The organism is Streptomyces sp. NPDC088400 (genome assembly GCF_044753355.1).
Classification (GTDB): Bacteria; Actinomycetota; Actinomycetes; order Streptomycetales; family Streptomycetaceae; genus Streptomyces.
Window position 1 is genome coordinate 102897 of the sequence record NZ_JBIVMZ010000009.1, and the last position, 20674, is coordinate 123570.

The 20674-nt window shown below is 70.0% G+C and carries 19 protein-coding genes; 14 read left to right on the forward strand and 5 right to left on the reverse strand.

The genetic code is table 11. The features are described 5' to 3' along the window. The first annotated feature begins 201 nt into the window (after positions 1-201). Entirely contained in the window at positions 202-1281 is a 1080-nt protein-coding gene (gene hppD / locus ACIQD6_RS23000) for a 4-hydroxyphenylpyruvate dioxygenase (RefSeq protein WP_401885564.1), read from the forward strand. A gap of 97 nt (positions 1282-1378) precedes the next feature. Here the strand turns inward: hppD and ACIQD6_RS23005 are convergent, their stop codons facing one another. Next, a complete protein-coding gene (locus tag ACIQD6_RS23005) occupies positions 1379-3004 on the reverse strand; it encodes a tetratricopeptide repeat protein (protein ID WP_401885115.1) in 1626 nt (541 codons plus the stop codon). A gap of 98 nt (positions 3005-3102) precedes the next feature. Between ACIQD6_RS23005 and ACIQD6_RS23010 the strand changes: the two genes are divergently transcribed. Then, positions 3103-4470 carry an FAD-binding oxidoreductase gene (locus tag ACIQD6_RS23010; RefSeq protein WP_401885117.1) on the forward strand — a complete coding sequence of 456 codons (1368 nt, stop codon included), beginning with the start codon at positions 3103-3105 and terminating at the stop codon, positions 4468-4470. A gap of 109 nt (positions 4471-4579) precedes the next feature. On the opposite strand, the gene ACIQD6_RS23015 is transcribed toward ACIQD6_RS23010, so the two are convergent. Beyond that, positions 4580-5056 carry an SsgA family sporulation/cell division regulator gene (locus ACIQD6_RS23015; RefSeq protein ID WP_401885119.1) on the reverse strand — a complete coding sequence of 159 codons (477 nt, stop codon included), beginning with the start codon at positions 5054-5056 and terminating at the stop codon, positions 4580-4582. A gap of 729 nt (positions 5057-5785) precedes the next feature. Between ACIQD6_RS23015 and ACIQD6_RS23020 the strand changes: the two genes are divergently transcribed. Then, the gene (locus tag ACIQD6_RS23020) at positions 5786-7453 is read left to right on the forward strand and encodes an RDD family protein (RefSeq protein ID WP_401885121.1); all 1668 of its coding nucleotides are present in this window, start codon (positions 5786-5788) and stop codon (positions 7451-7453) included. A 191-nt stretch (positions 7454-7644) separates the two neighbouring features. Continuing rightward, the gene (locus ACIQD6_RS23025; RefSeq protein WP_401885123.1) at positions 7645-8427 is read left to right on the forward strand and encodes an RDD family protein; all 783 of its coding nucleotides are present in this window, start codon (positions 7645-7647) and stop codon (positions 8425-8427) included. A 96-nt stretch (positions 8428-8523) separates the two neighbouring features. Here ACIQD6_RS23025 and ACIQD6_RS23030 read toward each other — a convergent pair whose 3' ends face one another. Next, complete coding sequence (locus ACIQD6_RS23030) at positions 8524-8829, reverse strand: hypothetical protein (protein ID WP_401885124.1); 306 nt, start codon at positions 8827-8829, stop codon at positions 8524-8526. A 453-nt stretch (positions 8830-9282) separates the two neighbouring features. Between ACIQD6_RS23030 and ACIQD6_RS23035 the strand changes: the two genes are divergently transcribed. Next, positions 9283-11679 (forward strand): immune inhibitor A domain-containing protein, encoded by a 2397-nt coding sequence (locus ACIQD6_RS23035; RefSeq protein WP_401885127.1) that lies wholly within the window; start codon positions 9283-9285, stop codon positions 11677-11679. Between the two features lie 124 nt (positions 11680-11803). Next, a complete protein-coding gene (locus ACIQD6_RS23040) occupies positions 11804-12157 on the forward strand; it encodes a hypothetical protein (protein ID WP_401885129.1) in 354 nt (117 codons plus the stop codon). 117 nt (positions 12158-12274) lie between these two features. Here ACIQD6_RS23040 and ACIQD6_RS23045 read toward each other — a convergent pair whose 3' ends face one another. Continuing rightward, entirely contained in the window at positions 12275-12871 is a 597-nt protein-coding gene (locus ACIQD6_RS23045) for a nicotinamidase (RefSeq protein WP_401885131.1), read from the reverse strand. Positions 12872-13077: 206 nt separating this feature from the next. Continuing rightward, positions 13078-14406, reverse strand: a complete 1329-nt coding sequence (locus tag ACIQD6_RS23050) for a nicotinate phosphoribosyltransferase (RefSeq protein ID WP_401885133.1) — start codon at positions 14404-14406, stop codon at positions 13078-13080. Between the two features lie 226 nt (positions 14407-14632). On the opposite strand from ACIQD6_RS23050, the gene clpS reads away from it, so the two are divergent. The 8 genes from clpS (at position 14633) to ACIQD6_RS23090 (ending at position 20625) form a co-directional block, all read left to right on the forward strand. Beyond that, on the forward strand, positions 14633-14938 hold the full coding sequence (gene clpS / locus ACIQD6_RS23055) for an ATP-dependent Clp protease adapter ClpS (RefSeq protein ID WP_401885134.1): 306 nt from the start codon (positions 14633-14635) through the stop codon (positions 14936-14938). Continuing rightward, positions 14938-15516: a DUF2017 domain-containing protein gene (locus ACIQD6_RS23060; protein WP_401885136.1), complete on the forward strand. Its 579-nt coding sequence runs from the start codon at positions 14938-14940 to the stop codon at positions 15514-15516. The genes clpS and ACIQD6_RS23060 overlap by 1 nt, the downstream gene beginning before the upstream one ends. A 374-nt stretch (positions 15517-15890) precedes the next feature. After that, entirely contained in the window at positions 15891-17390 is a 1500-nt protein-coding gene (locus tag ACIQD6_RS23065) for an amino acid permease (RefSeq protein ID WP_401885138.1), read from the forward strand. Positions 17391-17610: 220 nt separating this feature from the next. Further along, positions 17611-18024 carry a Mov34/MPN/PAD-1 family protein gene (locus ACIQD6_RS23070; RefSeq protein WP_401885139.1) on the forward strand — a complete coding sequence of 138 codons (414 nt, stop codon included), beginning with the start codon at positions 17611-17613 and terminating at the stop codon, positions 18022-18024. A 98-nt stretch (positions 18025-18122) separates the two neighbouring features. Then, positions 18123-18239: a putative leader peptide gene (locus ACIQD6_RS23075; RefSeq protein WP_401885142.1), complete on the forward strand. Its 117-nt coding sequence runs from the start codon at positions 18123-18125 to the stop codon at positions 18237-18239. Between the two features lie 102 nt (positions 18240-18341). Continuing rightward, positions 18342-18644, forward strand: a complete 303-nt coding sequence (locus ACIQD6_RS23080) for a MoaD/ThiS family protein (protein WP_401885144.1) — start codon at positions 18342-18344, stop codon at positions 18642-18644. Continuing rightward, complete coding sequence (locus tag ACIQD6_RS23085) at positions 18644-19594, forward strand: PLP-dependent cysteine synthase family protein (protein ID WP_401885146.1); 951 nt, start codon at positions 18644-18646, stop codon at positions 19592-19594. Before ACIQD6_RS23080 ends, ACIQD6_RS23085 begins: the two co-directional genes overlap by 1 nt. Positions 19595-19872: 278 nt before the next feature. Beyond that, positions 19873-20625: an MBL fold metallo-hydrolase gene (locus ACIQD6_RS23090; RefSeq protein WP_401885148.1), complete on the forward strand. Its 753-nt coding sequence runs from the start codon at positions 19873-19875 to the stop codon at positions 20623-20625. Positions 20626-20674 lie beyond the last annotated feature (49 nt).

The following is a 20674-nucleotide window of genomic DNA, read 5'->3' on the forward strand; positions in this document are numbered from 1 at the left end:
AAAACGCAAACTGTTGCGCACCTTGTGGAACGGGGAGACGCTGAGCCCATGGCTGACACCTCGATGCACTCCGAGCGCTCCGACATCTCGACGAACAGCGACATCTCGACGAACACCGGCATCTCGACGAACACCGACACCGCGCGCGTCGACACCGCCCCCCGCACCGCGCGCGAGGCCGACCCCTTCCCGGTGAAGGGCATGGACGCCGTCGTCTTCGCGGTCGGCAATGCCAGGCAGGCCGCGCACTACTACTCCACGGCCTTCGGAATGAAGCTCGTCGCCTACTCCGGACCGGAGAACGGCAGCCGCGAGACGGCGAGTTACGTCCTCACCAACGGCTCGGCCCGCTTCGTGTTCACATCCGTCGTCAAGCCCTCCTCCGTGTGGGGCGGCTTCCTCGCCGAGCATGTCGCCGCGCACGGGGACGGCGTGGTCGACCTCGCGATCGAGGTCCCGGACGCGCGCGCCGCGTACGCCTACGCCACCGAGCACGGCGCCCGCGGGATCCAGGAGCCGTACGAGACCAAGGACGAGAACGGGACCGTCGTCCTGGCCGCCATCGCCACGTACGGCGAGACTCGCCACACCCTGGTCGAACGCTCCGGTTACGACGGCCCGTACCTGCCGGGCTACGAGGCGGCCGACCCGATGGTGGAGCCCGCCGCCAAGCGCACCTTCCAGGCCATCGACCACTGCGTGGGCAATGTCGAACTCGGCCGGATGAACGAGTGGGTCGGCTTCTACAACAAGGTGATGGGCTTCACGAACATGAAGGAGTTCGTGGGCGACGACATCGCCACCGAGTACTCCGCGCTCATGTCGAAGGTCGTCGCGGACGGCACGCTCAAGGTGAAGTTCCCGATCAACGAGCCCGCGGTCGGCAAGAAGAAGTCGCAGATCGACGAGTATCTGGAGTTCTACGGCGGGGCCGGCGTCCAGCACATCGCGCTCGCCACGAACGACATCGTCGCCTCGGTGCGGGCGATGCGGGCCGCGGGCGTGCGGTTCCTGGACACCCCCGACTCGTACTACGACACCCTCGGCGCGTGGGCGGGGGAGACCCGGGTGCCGGTCGACACCCTGCGCGAACTGAAGATCCTGGTGGACCGGGACGAGGACGGGTATCTGCTGCAGATCTTCACGAAGCCGGTCCAGGACCGGCCGACGGTCTTCTTCGAGATGATCGAGCGGCACGGCTCGATGGGCTTCGGCAAGGGGAACTTCAAGGCGCTGTTCGAGGCGATCGAGCGGGAGCAGGAGAAGCGCGGGAATCTGTGACGCACGCTGTCCGGAGGGGGCGTGGCGCGGTACGCAGCACGCCCCGGCTCCCCGTCTCCGTTCCCTCCTACAGTGCCGACGCCTACAGCGCCGACGCCTACAGTGCCGGCGCGGAAGCCGGCGTACGCCTCTCCGCGGTTCCGGTGGCGGGAGACTTCGTACTCTCCGGCCCCGTGCCGTCCGGTTCCGCTCCCTCCCGCTCCGTACCCTCCGGCTCCGCGTCCTCGTACATGTCCCTCGGTCCGCCCTCCTCCGGTTCCCCCAGCTTGTTCAGCGCCTTCTGAGCCTTCGGCGCGAGCAGCGGTGAGAAGTGCGGATTGGTCCGCAGCGCCTCCTCGATGTGGCGGCGGGCCGGACCGTGCATCTTCAGCGACCGCTCGATCTCCCCCCGGTGGTACGAGAACAGCGCGCTCCGCAGCCCCTGGTCCGTCGCCTTCTTCGCGTACGTCAGCGCCTGCTTCCCCTGGCCCGCCCGGAACAGCGCCCACCCCAGCGCGTCCGCCACCTCCATGCTCCGGCGCCCGTTCTTCCACTCCGCCTTCAGCCGCAGGACCGCCGCCCGCGGGTTCCCGTGGTCGGCCTCGAAGCGGGCGAGGACCAGCGCCTCGTTCACGCCGTCCCGCCGCGCCTTCGCGGTCTGCCTGGCCAGCACCGCGTACTGCGTACGGGCGTCTCCGTCCAGGCCTGCCGAGTCGTACAGTTCGCCCAGTTCCAGGGCGTATTCGGGGCGGGGCTGCTTCTCCAGCGCCGTCTGGTAGTCGCGGTACGCCTCGTCCGTCCGGCTCAGGGCGGCGAGCGCCCGCGCCCGGCCGGCCAGGGTCGCGGGCCGGCCGGGTTCCGCCGCCAGCGCCGCGTCGTAGTGCTTCAGGGCCTCGGCCGGTTCGCCGCGTTCCCAGGCCAACTCGCCCTGTGTGTGCCGCGCTTCCGCCTTCTCCGCGGGCGTTCTGGCGCGGGCCGCCGCCTCGTCCGCCTTCGCCGCCGCGTCCTCCCGCCAGCCGCGGTCGCGGAAGACCGCGGCGGAACGCGCCAGGACCGGGGCCCCGGAGTGCAGTTCCGTCAGCTTGTCCAGGGCCCGGCCCGCCGCCCGGTAGTCGCCGAGCCCGTTGTACGCGTCGATCAGCACCGGATACGCGGTCCACCGACCGGGGTCCTGCTTCCGCAGCGTCTCGCCCCATTTCCTGGCGGTGGCGAAGTCGTGCCGGGCGTTGGCGAGTGAGGCGAGGCCGGTCAGCGCCTCCACGCTGCCGTGCGCGGCGGCAGGCCCGCCGGGCTTGGCGTCCACGCCGGACTTCGCGTGATCTCCCGCCTCTCCCGCTGTTCCGTCCCCTCCCCGCTCGCCGGGCTTGGCGGACCGTACGGCCAGCGCCCGGCGCAGCGCCCGGTCGGCCTTCGGGTAGTCCGCCGAATCCGCCTGCCTGACCCCGCGTTGTACGTACGCCTGGCCGAGCAGCGCCCATGCCTGCTCGTCCTCGGGGTGCTCGCTCAGCCAGCCCTCCCGGTTGTTGATGAGCGCGGTCAGGTCCGGGAGCGCGGCCGGTACCCCGGTGCCCGTCGCGGCCATCGCGCGTGCCTCGGGGCCCGGCGCGGGCGGCGGGATCTCGTCGGGGACGAACAGCAGCACGCCCCCGACCAGTACCGCACCGACCCCGGCGGCCAGCGCCGCCCTTTTGACCTGCCCGACCTGTCCGACCTGCTCCGTCTTCACGGGGTTCATGGGGTTCATGGGGGTTACTGTGCGTCAATATGATGAGTACACCGCGTCGTACCGCCCGGGATCGCAGACGGGTTCACACCGATGGCCCCGGATGCGACTCTGGGATCATGGATGATCTCCTCGCACAGCTGCGGGCCGGGCTCCCCGCCGAAGCCCTGATCACCGATCCGGACATCACGGCCTCCTACGCCCATGACATGGCCAGCTTCTGCGAGGCGGGCGCACCCGCCGTGGTCGTCCTGCCCCGCTCCGTCGAACAGGTCCAGCACGTCATGCGCACGGCCACCGCGCTGCGCGTCCCCGTCGTCCCGCAGGGCGCCCGTACGGGACTCTCGGGCGCCGCGAACGCCTCGGACGGGTGCATCGTGCTCTCCCTGACGAAAATGGACCGGATCCTGGAGATCAGCGCCGTCGACCGGATCGCCGTCGTCGAGCCGGGCGTCATCAACGCCACCCTCTCCCGGGCCGTCGGCGAGCAGGGCCTCTGCTACCCGCCGGACCCCTCCAGCTGGGAGATGTGCACGATCGGCGGGAACATCGGCACGGCCTCCGGCGGGCTGTGCTGCGTCAAGTACGGCGTCACCGCGGAGTACGTCCTCGGCCTCGACGTCGTCCTCGCCGACGGCCGCCTCCTCACCACCGGCCGCCGTACCGCCAAGGGCGTCGCCGGATACGACCTGACCCGGCTCTTCGTCGGCTCGGAGGGCAGCCTCGGCATCGTCGTCCAGGCGGTCCTCGCGCTCAAGCCCCAGCCGCCCCAACAGCTGGCTCTGGCCGCCGAGTTCGGCTCCGCGGCCGCCGCGTGCGACGCCGTCTGCCGCATCATGGAGCGCGGCCACACCCCGTCCCTCCTTGAAATCATGGACCGTACGACCGTCCGCGCCGTCAACGCGATGGCCAGCATGGGCCTCCCCGAAACCACTGAGGCGCTGCTGCTGGCGGCCTTCGACACCCCGGACCCCGCCGCCGACCTGGCCGCCGTCGGCGCACTGTGCACCGCCGCCGGCGCCACCGAAGTGGTCCCCGCCGACGACGCCGCCGAGTCCGAACTGCTGCTCAAGGCACGCCGGTTGGCGCTCCCCGCGCTGGAGACCGTCCGGTCGGCCACGATGATCGACGACGTGTGCGTACCGCGCTCGCGGCTCGGCGCGATGCTCGACGGCACGGCGGCCATCGCCGCGAAGTACGACCTGACCATCGGCGTCTGCGCCCACGCGGGCGACGGCAACACCCACCCCGTCGTCTGCTTCGACCAGGCCGACCCCGACGAATCCCGGCGGGCCAGGCAGTCCTTCGACGAGATCATGGCGCTCGGCCTGGAACTGGGCGGCACCATCACCGGCGAACACGGGGTGGGCGTCCTCAAGAAGGACTGGCTGTCGCGTGAACTGGGGCCGGTGGGGCTGGAGTTGCAGCGCGATATCAAGCGGACATTCGATCCGCTGGGACTGCTCAACCCCGGAAAGCTCTTCTGAGAGCTCTTCCGGCGAGGGCTCGTCTCCCGACAAGGGCTCTTCCGGGGCCGGGGCCGGGCCCTGCTCCTCGCACCACGGGTCCGGCGTCCCGCACCACGGACTCACTCATCTACGCCTCGCCGTCCACGGACTCGTCCGACGGCCACGGGTCCCGTAGCCACAGATCGTCGGCCGGGGTCGGGGTCAGCAGTTCGGCCAGCCCGTCGTCGAGGCCGAGCCGCTCGGCCTCCGTCCCCGGCGGCACGATTCTCAGCGTCCGCTCGACCCACGCGTACACCGCCTCCGAGGCCACCTCCAGCAGGGCGTCGCCGTCGGGGGAGGAGAGCGCGAAGCACAGCACGCTGCGCCGGTCGACCTTGGTCGGCCAGATCCGTACGTCCCCGTGCCCGCACGGCCTGAACACCCCTTCCACCAGCAGCTCACGGGCGAAGGTCCAGTGCACGGGGGTGTCGGACCCGATGTGGAAGACGATGTGCACGGCGTACGGATCGTCGGTGCGATAGGTCAGGCGGGCGGGTACGGGGATGCTGCGCTCGGGCGACAGCACCAGATTCAGTTCCAGCTCGCGTTCCACCACGGTGTGCATGAACGGCACTTCCTCTCCTGCTTCGGCGGGGCCCGGCGAAGGGGCCGTACCTGGAGAGAGGCCCTGCCCTTTGCTTTATGACGCGACTTTCGGCGATGAATTTCCGGGGATGCCTCGGCGCGACGACCTTCCGCGAGGACGGGATGAGGATGAGAGAGGAGGCCTGGTGCGCGGGAGGCCGCCGGTAACGCGCGGGAGATGTGGAAGGTTGGTGCTCATTGCTGCGCGGATCAGTCACACGCGGCGCGCACTCGTCACCCCGCGCGGCTGGTCATCACGTGCCACGGACAAACCCGTCCGCGCCGAAACCGGATCGCCTGTCAGCCGGATCGGGGAAATCGCGTCGCGACGGTTGACTTTTGTCGGGATCGACCGCTTCTTTGTGCGTACCGGCGTCTCCTTTGTACGCACTGGCGTCGGGCCGTCCGTACGCCTTGGCGAACAGAGTTCACCCCACGGCCTTACGCTTCGCTTCGACGTCTTCGGTCTGCTGCTCGAATACGGTCCTTTCTGCTGGTCTCCCTCTTCGGCGCCCCGCGTTCTTCGTTACTGTCTTCCTTGGACAAGCGGAGGTACGCGCCCGGCGCTGCGGGACGTGCGACGCACAGCCCGTGGACATGTCCGGCACCGGAGCCCGGCCGCGCTTTCTCGGCCGCTCGGCCGGAGATCGATCGGCGCTGGACGGCCCGGACAGGTCAATCGTGGTGTGAGTGAACGGAGTTGGGGTCAGTGGCTACTCCTCCTGGTGACGGCGGGAACGTACCCCGGGAAGGGTTCTACCCAGACCCGTCCATCCCCGGATATGTCCGGTACTGGAACGGTGCCTCCTGGGTGCCCGGCACGAGCCGGCCCGCGCCCCAGGGTGGCGAGGCGATGCCGGGCACCTCGGCGGCCTCCGGGCCGCCCGTGGATGAGACAGGGCCGGTCTTCCTCGACGAGGAGCCGTCCGGCGGGTCCCGGCAGGAGCCCGCGTCCGCATGGCAGGCCGACGCCTCGCGGCAGACCGGCTTCGGCGGCGAACGCGACGCCCGGGTCTCCTGGGGAGCGCCCGGCCAGGACCCCCGTACCCACGGCGACGATCCCCGCGGCCCCGGCCAGGACCCGCGAACCCCCGGCCAGGACCCGCGAATCCCCGGTCAGACAGCGGCGCCCGCCGATTCGCCGAACGAGGCGCGACCGCCCTCCGACCCGACCGGCGGTGCCCTGCCCGGCGTACGCACGCTGGGCCCCGGCCCGGACGACGGCCGGCCGCCCTCCGAGGGCACGGTCGCGATCCGTGCCACGCGACCCGGTGGCAGGCCCGGCGGCAGGCGGGGCTCCGGAACGGGATCCCGCCCGGAGTCCGGAGCCGGGTCCGACTGGTCCGACGCCGGCCAGGAAGCCGCGGCCGGTACGCCCGGACTGCCGGCCCCGCGCGAGGGCGGCCAGCCGCCGGACAGCACCATGACCATGCGCGCCCTGCGCGCCGCACGGCGTGCGAAGGACGAGGAGGCCGACTCCGGCCGGACCGGTCAGGCCGAGGGCACGATGGCGATCCGCGCGCTGAACCCGGGCGGCGGATCCGGTACGGGCACGGCGCCCGGGCAGCCCAAGCCACTGCTCCCCTCACGCTCCCAGCCGCAGCAGACCCCGCAGCAGCCGGGTCCGTCCCAGTTGCCTCCGTCTCCGCAGGCCCCGCAACTCCCGTCCCCGCAGTCCCAGCAGCCCGCGGCTCAGCCCCTGACGCAGCCGTCGGCCGGCCACGGCGGCGTGGCCGGCCCGGCCTCGCCCATCAGCTCCGGCGTCGGTGGGGGCTCCGCCTCCTGGCCCCAGCAGGCCCACCAACTCGCCCGGCCCGACGGGTCCGACCAGCCCGTCGTGCCCTGGAAGCCCCCGGTCAGCGACCCGTTCCTGCAAGCCGCGCAGGCCCAGGCGGCGGCCAGGCCCGCGGGCCTCGGCAAGCGGCTCGCGGCCCGGTTGATCGACACCCTCGTCCTCGGTGTCGTCGTGGGCGCCCTCGCCGTACCGCTCTTCGCCAAGGCCCGTACCCACATCGACCAGAAGATCGAGGCGGCCCGGCAGACCGGTGAGACCGTCACCGTCTGGCTGCTCGACGCCACGACCGCCTCCTACCTCGGCGGGGTCCTTGTCGCCCTGCTGATCGTCGGGTTGCTGTACGAGGCGCTGCCGACCGCCAAGTGGGGGCGCACGCTGGGCAAGAAGCTGTGCGGACTCGAAGTGCGGGACATCGAGACCCACGAGGCCCCGGCCTTCGGGGCGGCGGTGCGCCGCTGGCTGGTCTACAGCGTGCTCGGGGTGCTCGTCCTGGGTGTCCTGAACGTGGTGTGGTGCCTGTTCGACCGGCCGTGGCGGCAGTGCTGGCACGACAAGGTGGCCCATACCTTCGTCGCGGGCTGACGAAGGAAGCGGACGAAGGCCGAGGAAGAAGAGGACGAGGAAGAGGACGAAGGACGAGACGGGGCGGGACCGCCGGGCGGGACCGGAGACGGGACCGCCGGACGGGTCCATCGGGCGGGGCCACCGGGGGCGTTCCCCCGAACGGCGGGTAAGCCGTTGCGGGCCCCTGTCCGGCGCGGTGCACTGCCCCCATGAGCAACGATCAGCCGCCGCCCGGCCCGCCACCCGATGACGACCCGTTCCTCAAGAGGCCGCAGGGGTCGCCGTCGTCGGGCGGCCCGCCCCACGAGCCACCGCGTGAACCCCCCAACGAACCGCCCCGTGAACCGCCTCACGAACCACCGCCGGGGCCACCGCCCGGTCCGCCTCCTGGCTCCCCGTACGGCTCTCCCTACGGCGGTGACCACCCGCCGCCCTCCGCGCCTCCCTATGACCCGAACGCGTACGGCGGCGGCCCGTACGGCGGGGATCCGCTCGCCGGGATGCCCCCGCTCGCACCGTTCGGCAAGCGGTTCGCGGCCCGTGTCATCGACGCGCTGATCATCTTCATCCCGCTGGCGGTCATCTCGGTGTTCGCGGGCGGCGGCTGGGGCGACGGCTCGAACGGCGGCGGCTGGAACGACTTCTCCAGCGAGGTGAACACCGGCAGACAGTGGTTCTGGTCGCTCATCTCCTGTGTCGCGTACGTCGGCTACGACACCCTGATGACGAAGAAGTACGGGCAGACCCTCGGCAAGCGCTGGCTGAGGCTGCGGGTCGCGATGCTGAACGACGGCACCGTGCCGGACACCGGCTCCTCGCTGCTGCGGGCGCTCGTGCTCTGGCTGCCCGCGCTGATCTGCTGCTTCTGTGTCTGGTGGCTCGTCATCATCGTGACGATCCTGGCCAGCCGCCCATATCGGCAGGGCCTGCACGACAAGGCGGCCAGGACGGTTGTGGTGACGGCGGAGGAGGAGCGACAGGAAGGCCTGTAGACCCGAGGCCTGTAGACCCGCGGCCCGCAGACCCGTGGCCCGCAGACCCGTGGCCCGCGCACCCGACAGCAGACCCGGACCTTCTGTTCTGCCGGCTCAGCGCCGCAGTGAGTGCTGGCGGACCCTGGCCTCGCCGCCCGTACGGACGCGCTGGCCCGGCACCTGGACCTCCGGGGCTTCCCCGGGCGCGGCCGTCCGGCGGGAACGGGCCACGCCCACCGTCCGCGACCTGCCCGGTGCCGTCACGGTCAGGGCGACCAGAAGTCCCAGCCCCAGCGCGGCGATCGCGATCACCGCGACCCCGATTCCGGTCGTCGTGCCGGAGAGCAGCAGCATGACGAGGGTTGAACAGATGACGGTGGCGGAGCCGTAGGCGAGCTGGGCGGCAGTCGGACGCGGCATGGCGGTATCCGTCCCTCGGGGCGTCGATCTGGGGGCATAGATATGGAGGCGGAGATATGGAGCGGAGATATGGGGGGTGTTGGGCCCATCTCGCACGTAGTTCGCAAGTCGGTCGCACTGTCAAGCGACTCTACGACGGTGGATGCCCGAGTGGAACGGGACGTAAGCATGGGCCGGCCCGTGGTGCCGTCGCACGGGGGGCGCATGGAGTCATCACCCCTGCCAACAGATGGATTCGGTGCGCCTGTTGTCCGATTCTCGCCAGGTTCGGATAACGGAGTCGGGTAGTCACATAATGCAGTTGGACCGTTCAAGTCAAGGGCTGGCTTTTCTCCCTTAACTCCGGTCGAATGTCGTCACTTATGTCGCGCATACGCGCGCGGATCCCTCACTCCCGTTCCGCGGACCGTGTGCGCCGGGGAGGAAACGCATCAAGTGATCAGAAACCAACGGGTGAGACGAACGTCCGCGGTGATCGTGGCCCTGGCCGCGACGGCGGCGACCGCTTCAGCCTTCACCACGGCCCAGGCCCAGGACAACCCCTCGTCCGCTCCCGCGGGTGTCGAGCGCCGCGATCCGGCGCCGCAGAAGGGCGATGTCGAACACGACCTCGAAGGCCCGTTCAGCAAGCAGCAGTCGCAGCAGCGCGAGGCGGCGCTCCAGCAGGTCATATCCGGCGATGCCCGGATGGAGAAGCGCGGCGGCTCCTCGGTCGTCAAGCTCGGCAACAAGAAGTACGTCGAGCTGGGCAGGGAGAAGACCGACAAGATCTTCACCATCCTCGTGGAGTTCGGCGACGAGGTCGACAACACCACGATGTACGACCCGGACGGCCCCGAGGGTCCCCAGGCGCCGGTCAAGAAGTACGGCGGCGAGCGCGGCCCGCTGCACAACGAGATAGCCGAGCCCGACCGTACGGTGGACAACTCCACCGCCTGGCAGGCCGATTACAACCAGGCCCACTTCCAGGACCTCTACTTCGGTGAGGGCAAGGACAAGAAGGGCAAGCAGAAGGAATCGCTGAAGACCTACTACGAGAAGACGTCCTCCGGGCGCTACTCGGTCGACGGCGAGGTCTCCGACTGGGTCAAGGTCAAGTACAACGAGGCCCGTTACGGCTCGAACTACTGCGGCGACACCAACTGCGCCAACGTCTGGGACGCGGTGCGCGACGGCGTCACCGCCTGGACCGCCGACCAGAAGGCCCAGGGCAGGACGGACGCCCAGATCAAGGCGGACCTCGCCCAGTACGACCAGTGGGACCGCTACGACTTCGACAACGACGGCGAGTTCAACGAGCCCGACGGCTACATCGACCACTTCCAGCTCGTCCACGCGGGCGAGGACGAGTCGGCCGGCGGCGGCGCCGAGGGCGAGAACGCCCTGTGGGCGCACCGCTGGTACGCGTACGGCACGAACGCGGGCAGCACGGGCCCGGCCGACAACAAGGCCGGCGGCACCCAGATCGGCGACACGGGCATCTGGGTCGGCGACTACACCATGCAGCCGGAGAACGGCGGACTCGGCGTCTTCGCCCATGAGTACGGCCACGACCTGGGCCTGCCCGACCACTACGACACCGCGGGCGGCGAGAACTCCACCGGCTTCTGGACGCTGATGTCGTCCGGTTCCTGGCTCGGCACCGGCAAGAACGAGATCGGTGACCTGCCCGGCGACATGACCGCCTGGGACAAGCTCCAGCTCGGCTGGCTCAACTACGCCAAGGGCAAGGCCGCGACCAGTTCCACGCACAAGCTGGGCGTCTCGGCGTACAACACCAAGAACCCGCAGGCGCTGGTCGTCGAGCTGCCCAAGAAGTCCACGACCACCTCGGTGGTGAAGCCCACGGAGGGCTCCCACCAGTGGTGGAGCGGCATGGGTGACGACCTCAAGAACACGCTCGCCCGCCCGGTCGACCTGACCGGCAAGTCCAAGGCCTCCCTGGAGCTCCAGGGCTGGTGGGACATCGAGGCCAACTACGACTACCTGTACGCCGAGGTCTCGACGGACGGCGGCGCCAACTACACGCCGGTCGACGGTACGGCGGACGGCAAGGCGATCCCCCGTGACGCCGCCGACAAGCCGGCGCTGACGGATGTCTCGGGCGCGTACAAGAAGCTCGTCTACTCGCTGGACGCCTACGCCGGCCAGAAGATCGACCTCCGCTTCCGCTACCAGACGGACGGCGGCGCGGGCGGCAAGGGCTTCACCGCGGACGAGATCAGTGTGAGCGCCGACGGTTCGCCGCTGTTCACGGACAACGCCGAGGCCGACGACGCGGGTTGGACCAGCAAGGGCTTCTCGCGCATCGGTGAGTCCTTCACCAAGGACTACGAGCAGTACTACATCGCCGAGAACCGTCAGTACGTCTCGTACGACAAGACCCTGAAGACCGGCCCGTACAACTTCGGCTTCAAGGCGCCCAACGACGCCAAGGTCGAGCACTACGCCTACCAGCCCGGTCTGTTGATCTGGCAGTGGGACACCTCGCAGCTGAACAACAACACCAGCCAGCACCCGGGCCAGGGTCTGGTCCTGCCGATCGACTCGCACGCCAAGCCGCTGAAGTGGGCGGACGGCACGCTGATGCGCAACAGGGTGCAGGCGTACGACTCGGCCTTCAGCTGGCGGCCGACGTCCGGTCTGTCGCTGCACAAGGCGGACGCGCTGACGCGGATCGCGCCGCAGCTCGGGTCCCCGGTCTTCGACGACCGCAAGGGCACGTACTGGAGCGAGGACAACCCGACCGCGAGCGTCAAGGTTACTGACACCAACACCAAGATCAGCATCGTGAACCAGCCGCTGGACGGCAGCACGATGACGGTCAAGGTGGGCCCCTCCAGCAAGTAACCGTAAGTAACCCCAGGTCAAGACCATGATCGGCCGTCGCCCTCTAGCGGGCGGCGGCCGTTCGTGTTTAGGTGCGTCCTACGAACTCTTATTGACACGACGTCTTACGGGGGAGAGGGAAGACATGGCCGGCGGAGGTTTCAGCAAGCTCCCCGGCGGCACCGTGGTGGTGGCACTGACCCTGCCCAGCCCGGCCGCCGAGGGCGATACGGTCCGCGTCCTGGTCCACGCGGTGAACCGGGCCCGCGCCCTCACCAGGCTGCGGAATCTCGGACTGCGGGCGGTCTATCTGCGGGGCAACGCGGAGCCGCCGACCCTGGACGAGATCACCGCGGTCCTGCACCACCCGGAGGGCCTGCTGTGGCGGGCGACCCCGGAGTGCCTGGAGCAGCTCTGGCAGCCGATACGGGCGCTGATGCGGCCCGCGGCGAGGGTGAGCCCGATGGGGTACGAGAAGGCCGGACCCACGGGCTACTGACGGGTTTCCCCGGGCCTCGCCGTGCGCGTGGCCGGTTCCGGGCTGCTTCCCGGCCTTCCGGGCTCCTGCACGACCGGTTGACCGGGCCGCCGGTCGTGCTTGGCCGCCGGTCCGTCTTTACGGCACGACCGGCTTCCCGGTCAGCTCCACACCCGCCGTACGCAGCTCCTCCAGCGCCCGCTCCGTGGTCCCCGCGGCCACCCCGGCCGTCAGGTCGAGCAGCACCTGCGTGACGAAGCCCTCGCGGGCCGCGTCCAGCGCCGTCGCCCGTACGCAGTGGTCCGTCGCGATGCCGACCACGTCGACCTCGGTGACCTCGCGCGCCCGCAGCCAGTCCGCGAGCCCGACACCGTTCTCGTCGGCGCCCTCGAAGCCGCTGTACGCCGCCTCGTACGCGCCCTTGTCGAAGACCGCGTCGATCGCGCCGGAGGCGACGGCGGGGGCGAAATTGGGGTGGAAGCCCACACCCTCCGTACCGGCGACGCAGTGCACCGGCCAGGAGTGGACGTAGTCCGGGACGGCGGGCGGGGCGGCGAAGTGGTCGCCCGGGTCGACGTGGTGGTCGCGGGTGGCGACCACGTGCCGGTACCCGGCGGACGCCTGGCCGATCAGATCGGTGATGGCGGCGGCGACGTCGGCGCCCCCGGTCACCGCGAGGCTGCCGCCTTCACAGAAGTCGTTCTGGATGTCGACGACGATCAATGCGCGGTGCATGGCGGTGGTCCTTCGGTGGGGGACGGACGAGCGGGGGCCGGACGAGCGCTGGGCGGACGAGCGGGGGACGGGTGGGGGTGTGAGCCTAGACACTCCGGCCGCCGGGCGGGAGACCGCTCAGCCCATCGGCTCACCTGCGCCCGGTCGACTCACACATGCCCGGTCGCCTCACGCGTACTCGGTCGCCTCAGACGTATTCCGTCGCCTCAGACGTATTCCGTCGGAATCACCGGTTCCCCCCGCGACAGCTGGACCGCCGACATCGGCAGCCCCGCCCGCGCCGCGATGTGCCGGTCGCGTACGGCGTCCAGCGGCTCGCGCGCGACGACCTCGCCGCCCTTGACCAGTTCGACCAGCAGCTGCCGGTCCAGCAGCGACGGCGGCACCGGGCCCGTGCCGAGCACCTCGGCCTCGGCGTACCCCTCCGCGTCCCGCCGCCGCGCGGCCCACTTGCGGCCGCCGACCGAGGTCTTCCCGCCCAGCGACTTCTTCGCCACAGCCTGGAGCGGGGCCTTCGGGTCCGCCGACTGCGCGCGGGCGACGATCTTGTAGACCATGGAGCAGGTGGGCTGCCCGCTGCCGGTGACGAGCTGGGTGCCGACCCCGTACGCGTCCACCGGCGCCGCGGCCAGCGAGGCGATCGCGTACTCGTCCAGGTCCGAGGTCACCACGATCTTGGTGTTCACCGCGCCGAGCTCGTCCAGCTGCTGCCGCACCCGGTGCGCGACCAGCAGCAGATCGCCGGAGTCGATGCGCACGGCGCCCAGCTCGGGGCCCGCGATCTCCACGGCGGTCCGCACGGCCTCGGCCACGTCGTACGTGTCGACCAGCAGCGTCGTCCCGCGCCCGAGCGAGTCGACCTGCGCCTGGAAGGCGTCGCGCTCGTTGTCGTGCAGCAGGGTGAAGGCGTGCGCGCTCGTGCCCACCGTCGGAATGCCGTAGCGGAACCCGGCCGCCAGGTCCGAGGTCGTGTCGAAGCCCCCGACATACGCGGCGCGCGCGGCGGCGACCGCCGACAGCTCGTGCGTGCGGCGCGCGCCCATCTCGATCAGCCGGCGCCCGCCCGCCGCCGCCGACATCCGGGAGGCCGCGGCGGCGATCGCCGAGTCGTGGTTGAGGATCGAGAGGATCACGGTCTCCAGCAGCACGCACTCCGCGAAGGTGCCCTCCACGCGCAGGATCGGCGAGCCCGGGAAGTACACCTCGCCCTCCGGGTAGCCCCAGATGTCGCCCCGGAAGCGGTACGAGGCGAGCCATTCCAGCGTCGGCTCGTCGACGATCCCGTGCTCGCGGAGGAAGCCCAGCACATCCGCGTCGAACCGGAAGTTCTCCACGGCGTCCAGCACGCGCCCGGTGCCCGCCACGACCCCGTAGCGGCGCCCCTCGGGCAGCCGCCGGGTGAAGACCTCGAAGACGGAGCGGCGGTCGGCCGTACCGCCGTGAAGCGCCGCCCGGAGCATCGTCAGCTCGTACTGATCGGTGAAGAGCGCGGTCGACGGCACGTCCACCGGCAGCCCAAGGTCCGCAGTGTTCATACGACGATGCTACCCCCGAATACTCGTCACATTGACGATTTCTAAGAGGCCGTTTGTGCGACACGCCCTGCCGGGTGGCAGCATGGTCATGTGAGGCTGTGAATTCCGGGGCGCGGAGCCTCGGTTCCGGCAGGCCCGAGCAGGCCCGCCGGCAGGCTTGTCCACAGGCTCAAGCAGGCCCCGTTCCGCCCGCACGCCCCGGCAGAGAAGAAGGTCGTCCCGAACCGTGAGTGTTGCTCCGACTGAGATCGAACGCCCAGAATCGGCCGAGGAGACGTACGTCGTCCCGGAACCTGATGTGCCGTGGGTGACGATCGTCCACAACGACCCGGTCAACCTCATGAGTTATGTGGCGTACGTCTTCCAGACCTATTTCGGCTACCCCAAGGACAAGGCGCACAAGCTGATGCTCGACGTCCACCACAAGGGCCGCGCGGTCGTCTCCAGCGGCAGCCGCGAGGAGATGGAGCGCGACGTGCAGGCGATGCACGGCTTCGGGCTCTGGGCGACCCTCTCGCAGGACCGCACCTGATGGCCGGGCAGTTCGAGGCGATCCCGGGCGGCGGAGCGGCCGTCGCGCTCGACGAGGTCGAGATCTCGATCCTGCGCTCCCTGGCCGTACAGCTGCTGGAGCTGATCGGCCCCGGCGAGGAGCCCGCGCAGGGCGAGGACCCGCTCGCCTCGCTCTTCACCGAAGGCCCCAGCGAGCCACCCGCCGACCCGGCGCTCGCCCGGCTCTTCCCGGACGCGTACGGCGATGACGACGACGAACTGCGCGGATACTCCTCGGAGTTCAGGCGGTTCACGGAGAACGACCTGCGCAGCCGCAAGCGCGAGGACGGCGTGGCGATGGTCCGCTCGCTGGACGCGCTCGTCTCGGCGGGCGAGGGCGGCGCCGTACTGAAACTGACCCCCGAGGACTGCCGGCACTGGCTCGGCGCGCTCAACGATCTGCGGCTCACGATCGGTACGCGCCTGGAGGTCTCGGACGAGGACGAGAGCGGCGAGCTGTACCGGCTGCCGGACTCCGACCCGCGCAAGCCGATGGTGATGGCGTACCTCTGGCTCGGGGCGCTCCAGGAGACGCTCGTGGAGACCTTGATGTTCTGACCGGACGCACGGGACAGCCCTTGGCCCGTCTCCTTCCGTTCTTCTCCTCTCCCTCCCGGAACCCCCTCAGGTCCTCCTTCCGGACGCTCAGCGGATGCTCAATTCCGGATAACGATCCCGTCAAACCCCTGGGGATCTTTGAGATCTCAGGGGCGATTTGTCCGCTTCTTCCTGTGGGGTGAGCCACAGTGGCGGGACGAAATCAGTCGATCAGGCGTGATAGATCTGCACGACCCCCCGGGGACTCCACCCCTGTCCCCGGGGGTGATTTCGCCGGCCGACCGTCGGTAGCACTCCATCTATGTCCGGGGGGATCGGGAACCGATCCGCAAGCCAGCGAGGCGCGGATCGGTGTGGAGAAAGGGCACACGACCATGACCTCTCCGCAGGTCGACAAGTACGGCGGCGACGGCACCTCGGGAGGCCCGGCCGGCGGCAGTCAGCCCGCCGGTGTCACGGCCGAAGAGGGCTACGAGCGTGGACTCGGCAGCCGACAGGTCCAGATGATCGCGATCGGCGGCGCGATCGGTGTCGGCCTCTTCATGGGTGCCGGAGCGAACATCGCCAAGGCCGGTCCCAGCATCATCCTCATGTACGCCCTGGCCGGCGTCGTGATCTTCTTCATCATGCGGGCGCTCGGCGAGCTGCTCCTCTACCGGCCGGTCTCGGGCTCCTTCGCGGAGTACGCCCGTGAGTTCCTCGGCCCGTTCTTCGGCTTCGCCACCGGCTGGACGTACTGGCTGATGTGGGTGGTCACCGGCATGGCGGAACTGACCGCCGCCGCGATCTACATCCACTTCTGGTTCCCCCAGATCCCGCAGTGGGTCAGCGCGCTGGTCTTCCTGGTGGTGCTCTTCGGCGTCAACCTGATCTCGGTGAAGATCTTCGGCGAGGTCGAGTTCTGGTTCTCGATGATCAAGGTCACCGCGATCATCGGCATGATCGTCATCGGTCTGGGTGTGCTCACTCTCGGCTTCTCCGACGCCGGTGAGACCGCCTCCGCCTCCAACATCTGGGCGCACGGCGGGATCTTCCCCAACGGCATCGGCTCCAGCCTGATGACCCTCCAGGGCGTCATGTTCGCCTACCTCGCCGTCGAGCTCGTCGGCGTCACCGCGGGCGAGTCCGAGAACCCGGAGAAGACCCTCCCCAAGGCGATCAACACGCTTCCGTGGCGCATCATCGTCTTCTACGTGGGCGCGCTCTCCGTCATCCTCGCCGTCGTCAAGTGGACCGAGTTCTCCGAGGGCGCCAGCCCCTTCGTGCACGCCTTCGAGAAGATGGGCATCCCGCTCGCGGCCGGCATCGTCAACTTCGTCGTGCTGACCGCCGCGCTCTCCTCCTGCAACTCCGGCATGTACTCGACCGGCCGGATGCTGCGCGACCTCGCCGCCAACAGCGAGGCCCCGAAGGTCTTCGGCCGGCTCAACTCCCGCAGGACCCCGGCCTTCGGCATCGCCATCTCGGTCACGCTCATGGGTATCGGTGTGATCCTCAACTACATCGTGCCGGAGAAGGCCTTCGGCTATGTGACCTCCGTGGCCACGGCGGCCGGCATCTGGACCTGGATGATGATCCTCATCAGCCACATCCGCTACCGCCGCGGTGTACGGGCGGGCCTGCTGCCGGCCTCGTCCTTCCCCGCCCCCGGCGGCACGCTGTTCAGCTGGGTCGCCGTCGCCTTCCTCGCCCTCGTCACCTGTCTGATCGCGTACGACAAGGACGCGCGGGTCTGTCTGTACGTGGGGGCCGCCTGGGCGGTCGGCCTGGCGGTCGGCTGGCAGTTCCTGAAGCGCCGCACCCCGCAGGTCGGGGACGGTGCGCCCCCGGAGGCCAGCTACGCCGGGGCGCCGGGCGGCGGCCCGACCGGCTGACGTCTCCCCGCCACCTCACGGCCCCCGGACCCTGGCACGTACACAGCGTGTACGCCACCGGTCCGGGGGCCGTCGCGCTGTCCGCGTACCGCCTGCGCACGACCTGAGCTGCCTCCCGCGTACGGCCCGTGCCGCATCGGCGCACCGCCCGCGTACTGCCTGAACCGCCTCCCGCGCACCGCCCGCCCGGCGCTCTGGCGTGCCCCTTTATATTTTCTCCATGCTCACCATTACGCAGGCCCTGCACGACCAGATCGTCGCGCACGCGCGAGCCGACCACCCCGACGAGGCGTGCGGCGTGGTCGCCGGTCCCGCCGGCAGCGGGCGGGCCGAGCGGTTCATCCCCATGCTCAACGCCGCGCGCTCGCCCACCTTCTACGAGTTCGACTCGGCGGATCTGCTCAAGCTCTACCGCGAGATGGACGACCGCGACGAGGAGCCGGTGATCGTCTACCACTCGCACACCGCGACCGAGGCCTACCCGTCCCGTACGGACATCACCTACGCCAACGAGCCGGCCGCCCACTACGTCCTGGTCTCGACCGCCGACACGGACGACGCGGGCCCCTTCCAGTTCCGCTCGTACAGCATCGTCGACGGCAAGGTCACCGAAGAGGACGTGGAGATCGTCTGACCGGCCGGAAAGCGGCACTGTCCACCTGGCGAACGCCATCCATCCACCATGCGAGATCCCATGCCCGAGCGCGGACCGGGAATCGATACGATGACCGCATGGTTTCCACCGACGTGAGCGACAAGACGCCGAGCACCCCGCTGCTCGTAGCGCGGCTGCACGTCGATCTGTGCCGCCTCGCCAGTGCCATCTGTCCCGACAGCGCTGCCGGCTGAGCGACGGCCCCGAGCGCAGTTCTCCGTTTTTCGCACCACCCCCTCGCGCGGGGGCCTGAGCCGCGCGCCCGTCACGCCATCTCCCGAACAGGAGCCCATGTCATGGCCATCGAGGTCCGCATCCCGACCATCCTCCGCACCTACACCGACGGAGCCAAGGCCGTCGAGGGCACGGGCGACACCATCTCCGAGCTCTTCGCCGACCTCGAAACGCGTCACGCCGGCATCCGGGAGCGCCTCGTCGACCCCGCCAAGGGCAACGAGCTCCGCCGCTTCGTGAACGTCTACCTCAACGACGAGGACATCCGCTTCCTCGACGGCATCACCACCAAGGTCGCCGACGGCGACAGCGTCACGATCCTCCCGGCCGTGGCCGGCGGCGCGCTCGAAACGCACCCGGCCTGATGCGGTACGACACCCCGCTGGCGGCGGTCGGCAACACGCCGCTGGTACGGCTCCCACGGCTGTCCCCGTCGGACGACGTCCGGATCTGGGCCAAGCTGGAGGACCGCAACCCGACCGGCTCCGTCAAGGACCGGCCCGCCCTCCACATGGTCGAACAGGCCGAGAAGGACGGACGGCTCACCCCGGGCTGCACGATCCTGGAGCCCACCAGCGGCAACACCGGCATCTCCCTGGCCATGGCGGCCAAGCTCAAGGGCTACCGCATCGTCTGCGTCATGCCGGAGAACACCTCCCAGGAACGCCGTGACCTGCTCGCCATGTGGGGGGCGGAGATCGTCCCGTCCCCCGCGGCGGGCGGCTCCAACACGGCGGTACGCGTGGCCAAGGAACTGGCGGCCGAGAACCCCTCCTGGGTGATGCTCTACCAGTACGGCAACCCCGACAACGCGGGCGCCCACTACGCCACCACCGGCCCGGAGATCCTCGCCGACCTGCCCTCCGTCACCCACTTCGTGGCGGGCCTCGGCACGACGGGCACCCTGATGGGCGTCGGCCGCTACCTGCGCGAACAGGTCAAGGACATCCAGATCGTCGCCGCCGAGCCGCGCTACGACGACCTGGTCTACGGCCTGCGCAACCTCGACGAGGGCTTCGTCCCCGAGCTGTACGACGCGTCCGTACTGACCACCCGCTTCTCGGTCGGCTCCGCGGACGCGGTGACCCGTACCCGTGAACTGCTCCAGCAGGAAGGCATCTTCGCGGGCGTCTCGACGGGCGCGGCGCTGCACGCGGCGATCGGCGTCGGCAAGAAGGCCGTCAAGGCGGGCGAGAGCGCGGACATCGTGTTCGTGGTCGCGGACGGCGGCTGGAAGTACCTCTCGACGGGCGTCTACACGGCGGCCACGACGGAAGAGGCCATCGAGGCGCTGCAGGGCCAGCTCTGGGCGTAACGCTCCCAGCAGTTCTCAGCTGCACGTCTCACGGCCCCTGTCTCCTCCCTCCGAGGGGGAGACAGGGGCCGCTTCCGTACGCGGTACGTCTCCCGGCCGGGCCCCCGATACCCCGCCCGACGCCACCGCGCAAGAGGACCATCCGAACCGGTGACAGCGCAGGTGAGTTCCCCCACAACCGCCCGTCCTGGAGGAGCGACCAGCCGTTTCGCGCTTTACGCTCGACAAATCGCACGCCCCCGTCGCCCCTCCTTCCATGCCACGGAGGTTCACGCTCAATGAAGCTCACCGTCGTCGGCTGCTCGGGCTCCTTCCCCGCCGCGGGATCCGCCTGCTCCAGCTACCTCGTAGAGGCCGACGGCTTCCGGCTGCTCCTCGACATGGGTAATGGCGCCCTTGGCGAGCTGCAGCGCCACGTTGGTCTCTACGACCTCGACGCCATTTTCCTCAGCCATCTCCACGCCGATCACTGCATCGACATGTGCGGGTATTTCGTCGCCCGCTACTACCGTTTCGACGGCGGTCGCTGCGACCCCATCCCGGTCCACGGCCCCGAAGGCACGGAGCAGCGCCTCACCACGGCCTACGCGGACACTCCGACGGACAAGTCCATGAGCGAGGTCTTCGACTTCCACACGCTCAAGCCGGGCTCCTTCCAGATCGGGCCCTTCTCGGTCCGTACGGAGAAGATGGCCCATCCGGTCGAGACGTTCGCCATCCGGGTCGAGCACGGCGGCCGGTCCCTCACGTACTCCGGCGACACCGGTGTCAGTGACCCGCTGGTCGAGCTCGCCGAGGACACGGACCTCTTCCTCTGCGAGGCGGCCTTCACGTACGGCAAGGAAGACATCGACGGCCTGCACCTCAACGGCCGCGAGGCCGGCGCCCACGCGGCCCGGGCCAGGGCGGGCCGGCTCGTCCTCACGCACATCCCGCCGTGGACGGACGCCGGACAGAACCTGGCCGACGCCCGCGAGGTGTACGGAGGCCCGGCGGAACTGGCCGTTCCAGGAACGGTCTACGAGATCTGACCGGACGGCCGCCGAACGCCGTGGGCCCGGCCGTTGTCCTCAACGGCCG

What these genes read in the sequence shown, in the direction of transcription:
- ACIQD6_RS23005 (WP_401885115.1), bottom strand. Translation starts at nt 3,004, where the DNA reads ATGAACCCCATGAACCCCGTGAAGACGGAGCAGGTCGGACAGGTCGGG.
- ACIQD6_RS23060 (WP_401885136.1), top strand. Translation starts at nt 14,938, where the DNA reads ATGGCCGGGCAGTTCGAGGCGATCCCGGGCGGCGGAGCGGCCGTCGCG.
- ACIQD6_RS23090 (WP_401885148.1), top strand. Translation starts at nt 19,873, where the DNA reads ATGAAGCTCACCGTCGTCGGCTGCTCGGGCTCCTTCCCCGCCGCGGGA.
- ACIQD6_RS23030 (WP_401885124.1), bottom strand. Translation starts at nt 8,829, where the DNA reads ATGCCGCGTCCGACTGCCGCCCAGCTCGCCTACGGCTCCGCCACCGTC.
- ACIQD6_RS23075 (WP_401885142.1), top strand. Translation starts at nt 18,123, where the DNA reads ATGGTTTCCACCGACGTGAGCGACAAGACGCCGAGCACCCCGCTGCTC.
- ACIQD6_RS23080 (WP_401885144.1), top strand. Translation starts at nt 18,342, where the DNA reads ATGGCCATCGAGGTCCGCATCCCGACCATCCTCCGCACCTACACCGAC.
- ACIQD6_RS23050 (WP_401885133.1), bottom strand. Translation starts at nt 14,406, where the DNA reads ATGAACACTGCGGACCTTGGGCTGCCGGTGGACGTGCCGTCGACCGCG.
- ACIQD6_RS23015 (WP_401885119.1), bottom strand. Translation starts at nt 5,056, where the DNA reads ATGCACACCGTGGTGGAACGCGAGCTGGAACTGAATCTGGTGCTGTCG.
- ACIQD6_RS23045 (WP_401885131.1), bottom strand. Translation starts at nt 12,871, where the DNA reads ATGCACCGCGCATTGATCGTCGTCGACATCCAGAACGACTTCTGTGAA.
- ACIQD6_RS23025 (WP_401885123.1), top strand. Translation starts at nt 7,645, where the DNA reads ATGAGCAACGATCAGCCGCCGCCCGGCCCGCCACCCGATGACGACCCG.
- hppD (WP_401885564.1), top strand. Translation starts at nt 202, where the DNA reads ATGGACGCCGTCGTCTTCGCGGTCGGCAATGCCAGGCAGGCCGCGCAC.
- ACIQD6_RS23070 (WP_401885139.1), top strand. Translation starts at nt 17,611, where the DNA reads ATGCTCACCATTACGCAGGCCCTGCACGACCAGATCGTCGCGCACGCG.
- ACIQD6_RS23010 (WP_401885117.1), top strand. Translation starts at nt 3,103, where the DNA reads ATGGATGATCTCCTCGCACAGCTGCGGGCCGGGCTCCCCGCCGAAGCC.
- ACIQD6_RS23040 (WP_401885129.1), top strand. Translation starts at nt 11,804, where the DNA reads ATGGCCGGCGGAGGTTTCAGCAAGCTCCCCGGCGGCACCGTGGTGGTG.
- ACIQD6_RS23085 (WP_401885146.1), top strand. Translation starts at nt 18,644, where the DNA reads ATGCGGTACGACACCCCGCTGGCGGCGGTCGGCAACACGCCGCTGGTA.
- ACIQD6_RS23065 (WP_401885138.1), top strand. Translation starts at nt 15,891, where the DNA reads ATGACCTCTCCGCAGGTCGACAAGTACGGCGGCGACGGCACCTCGGGA.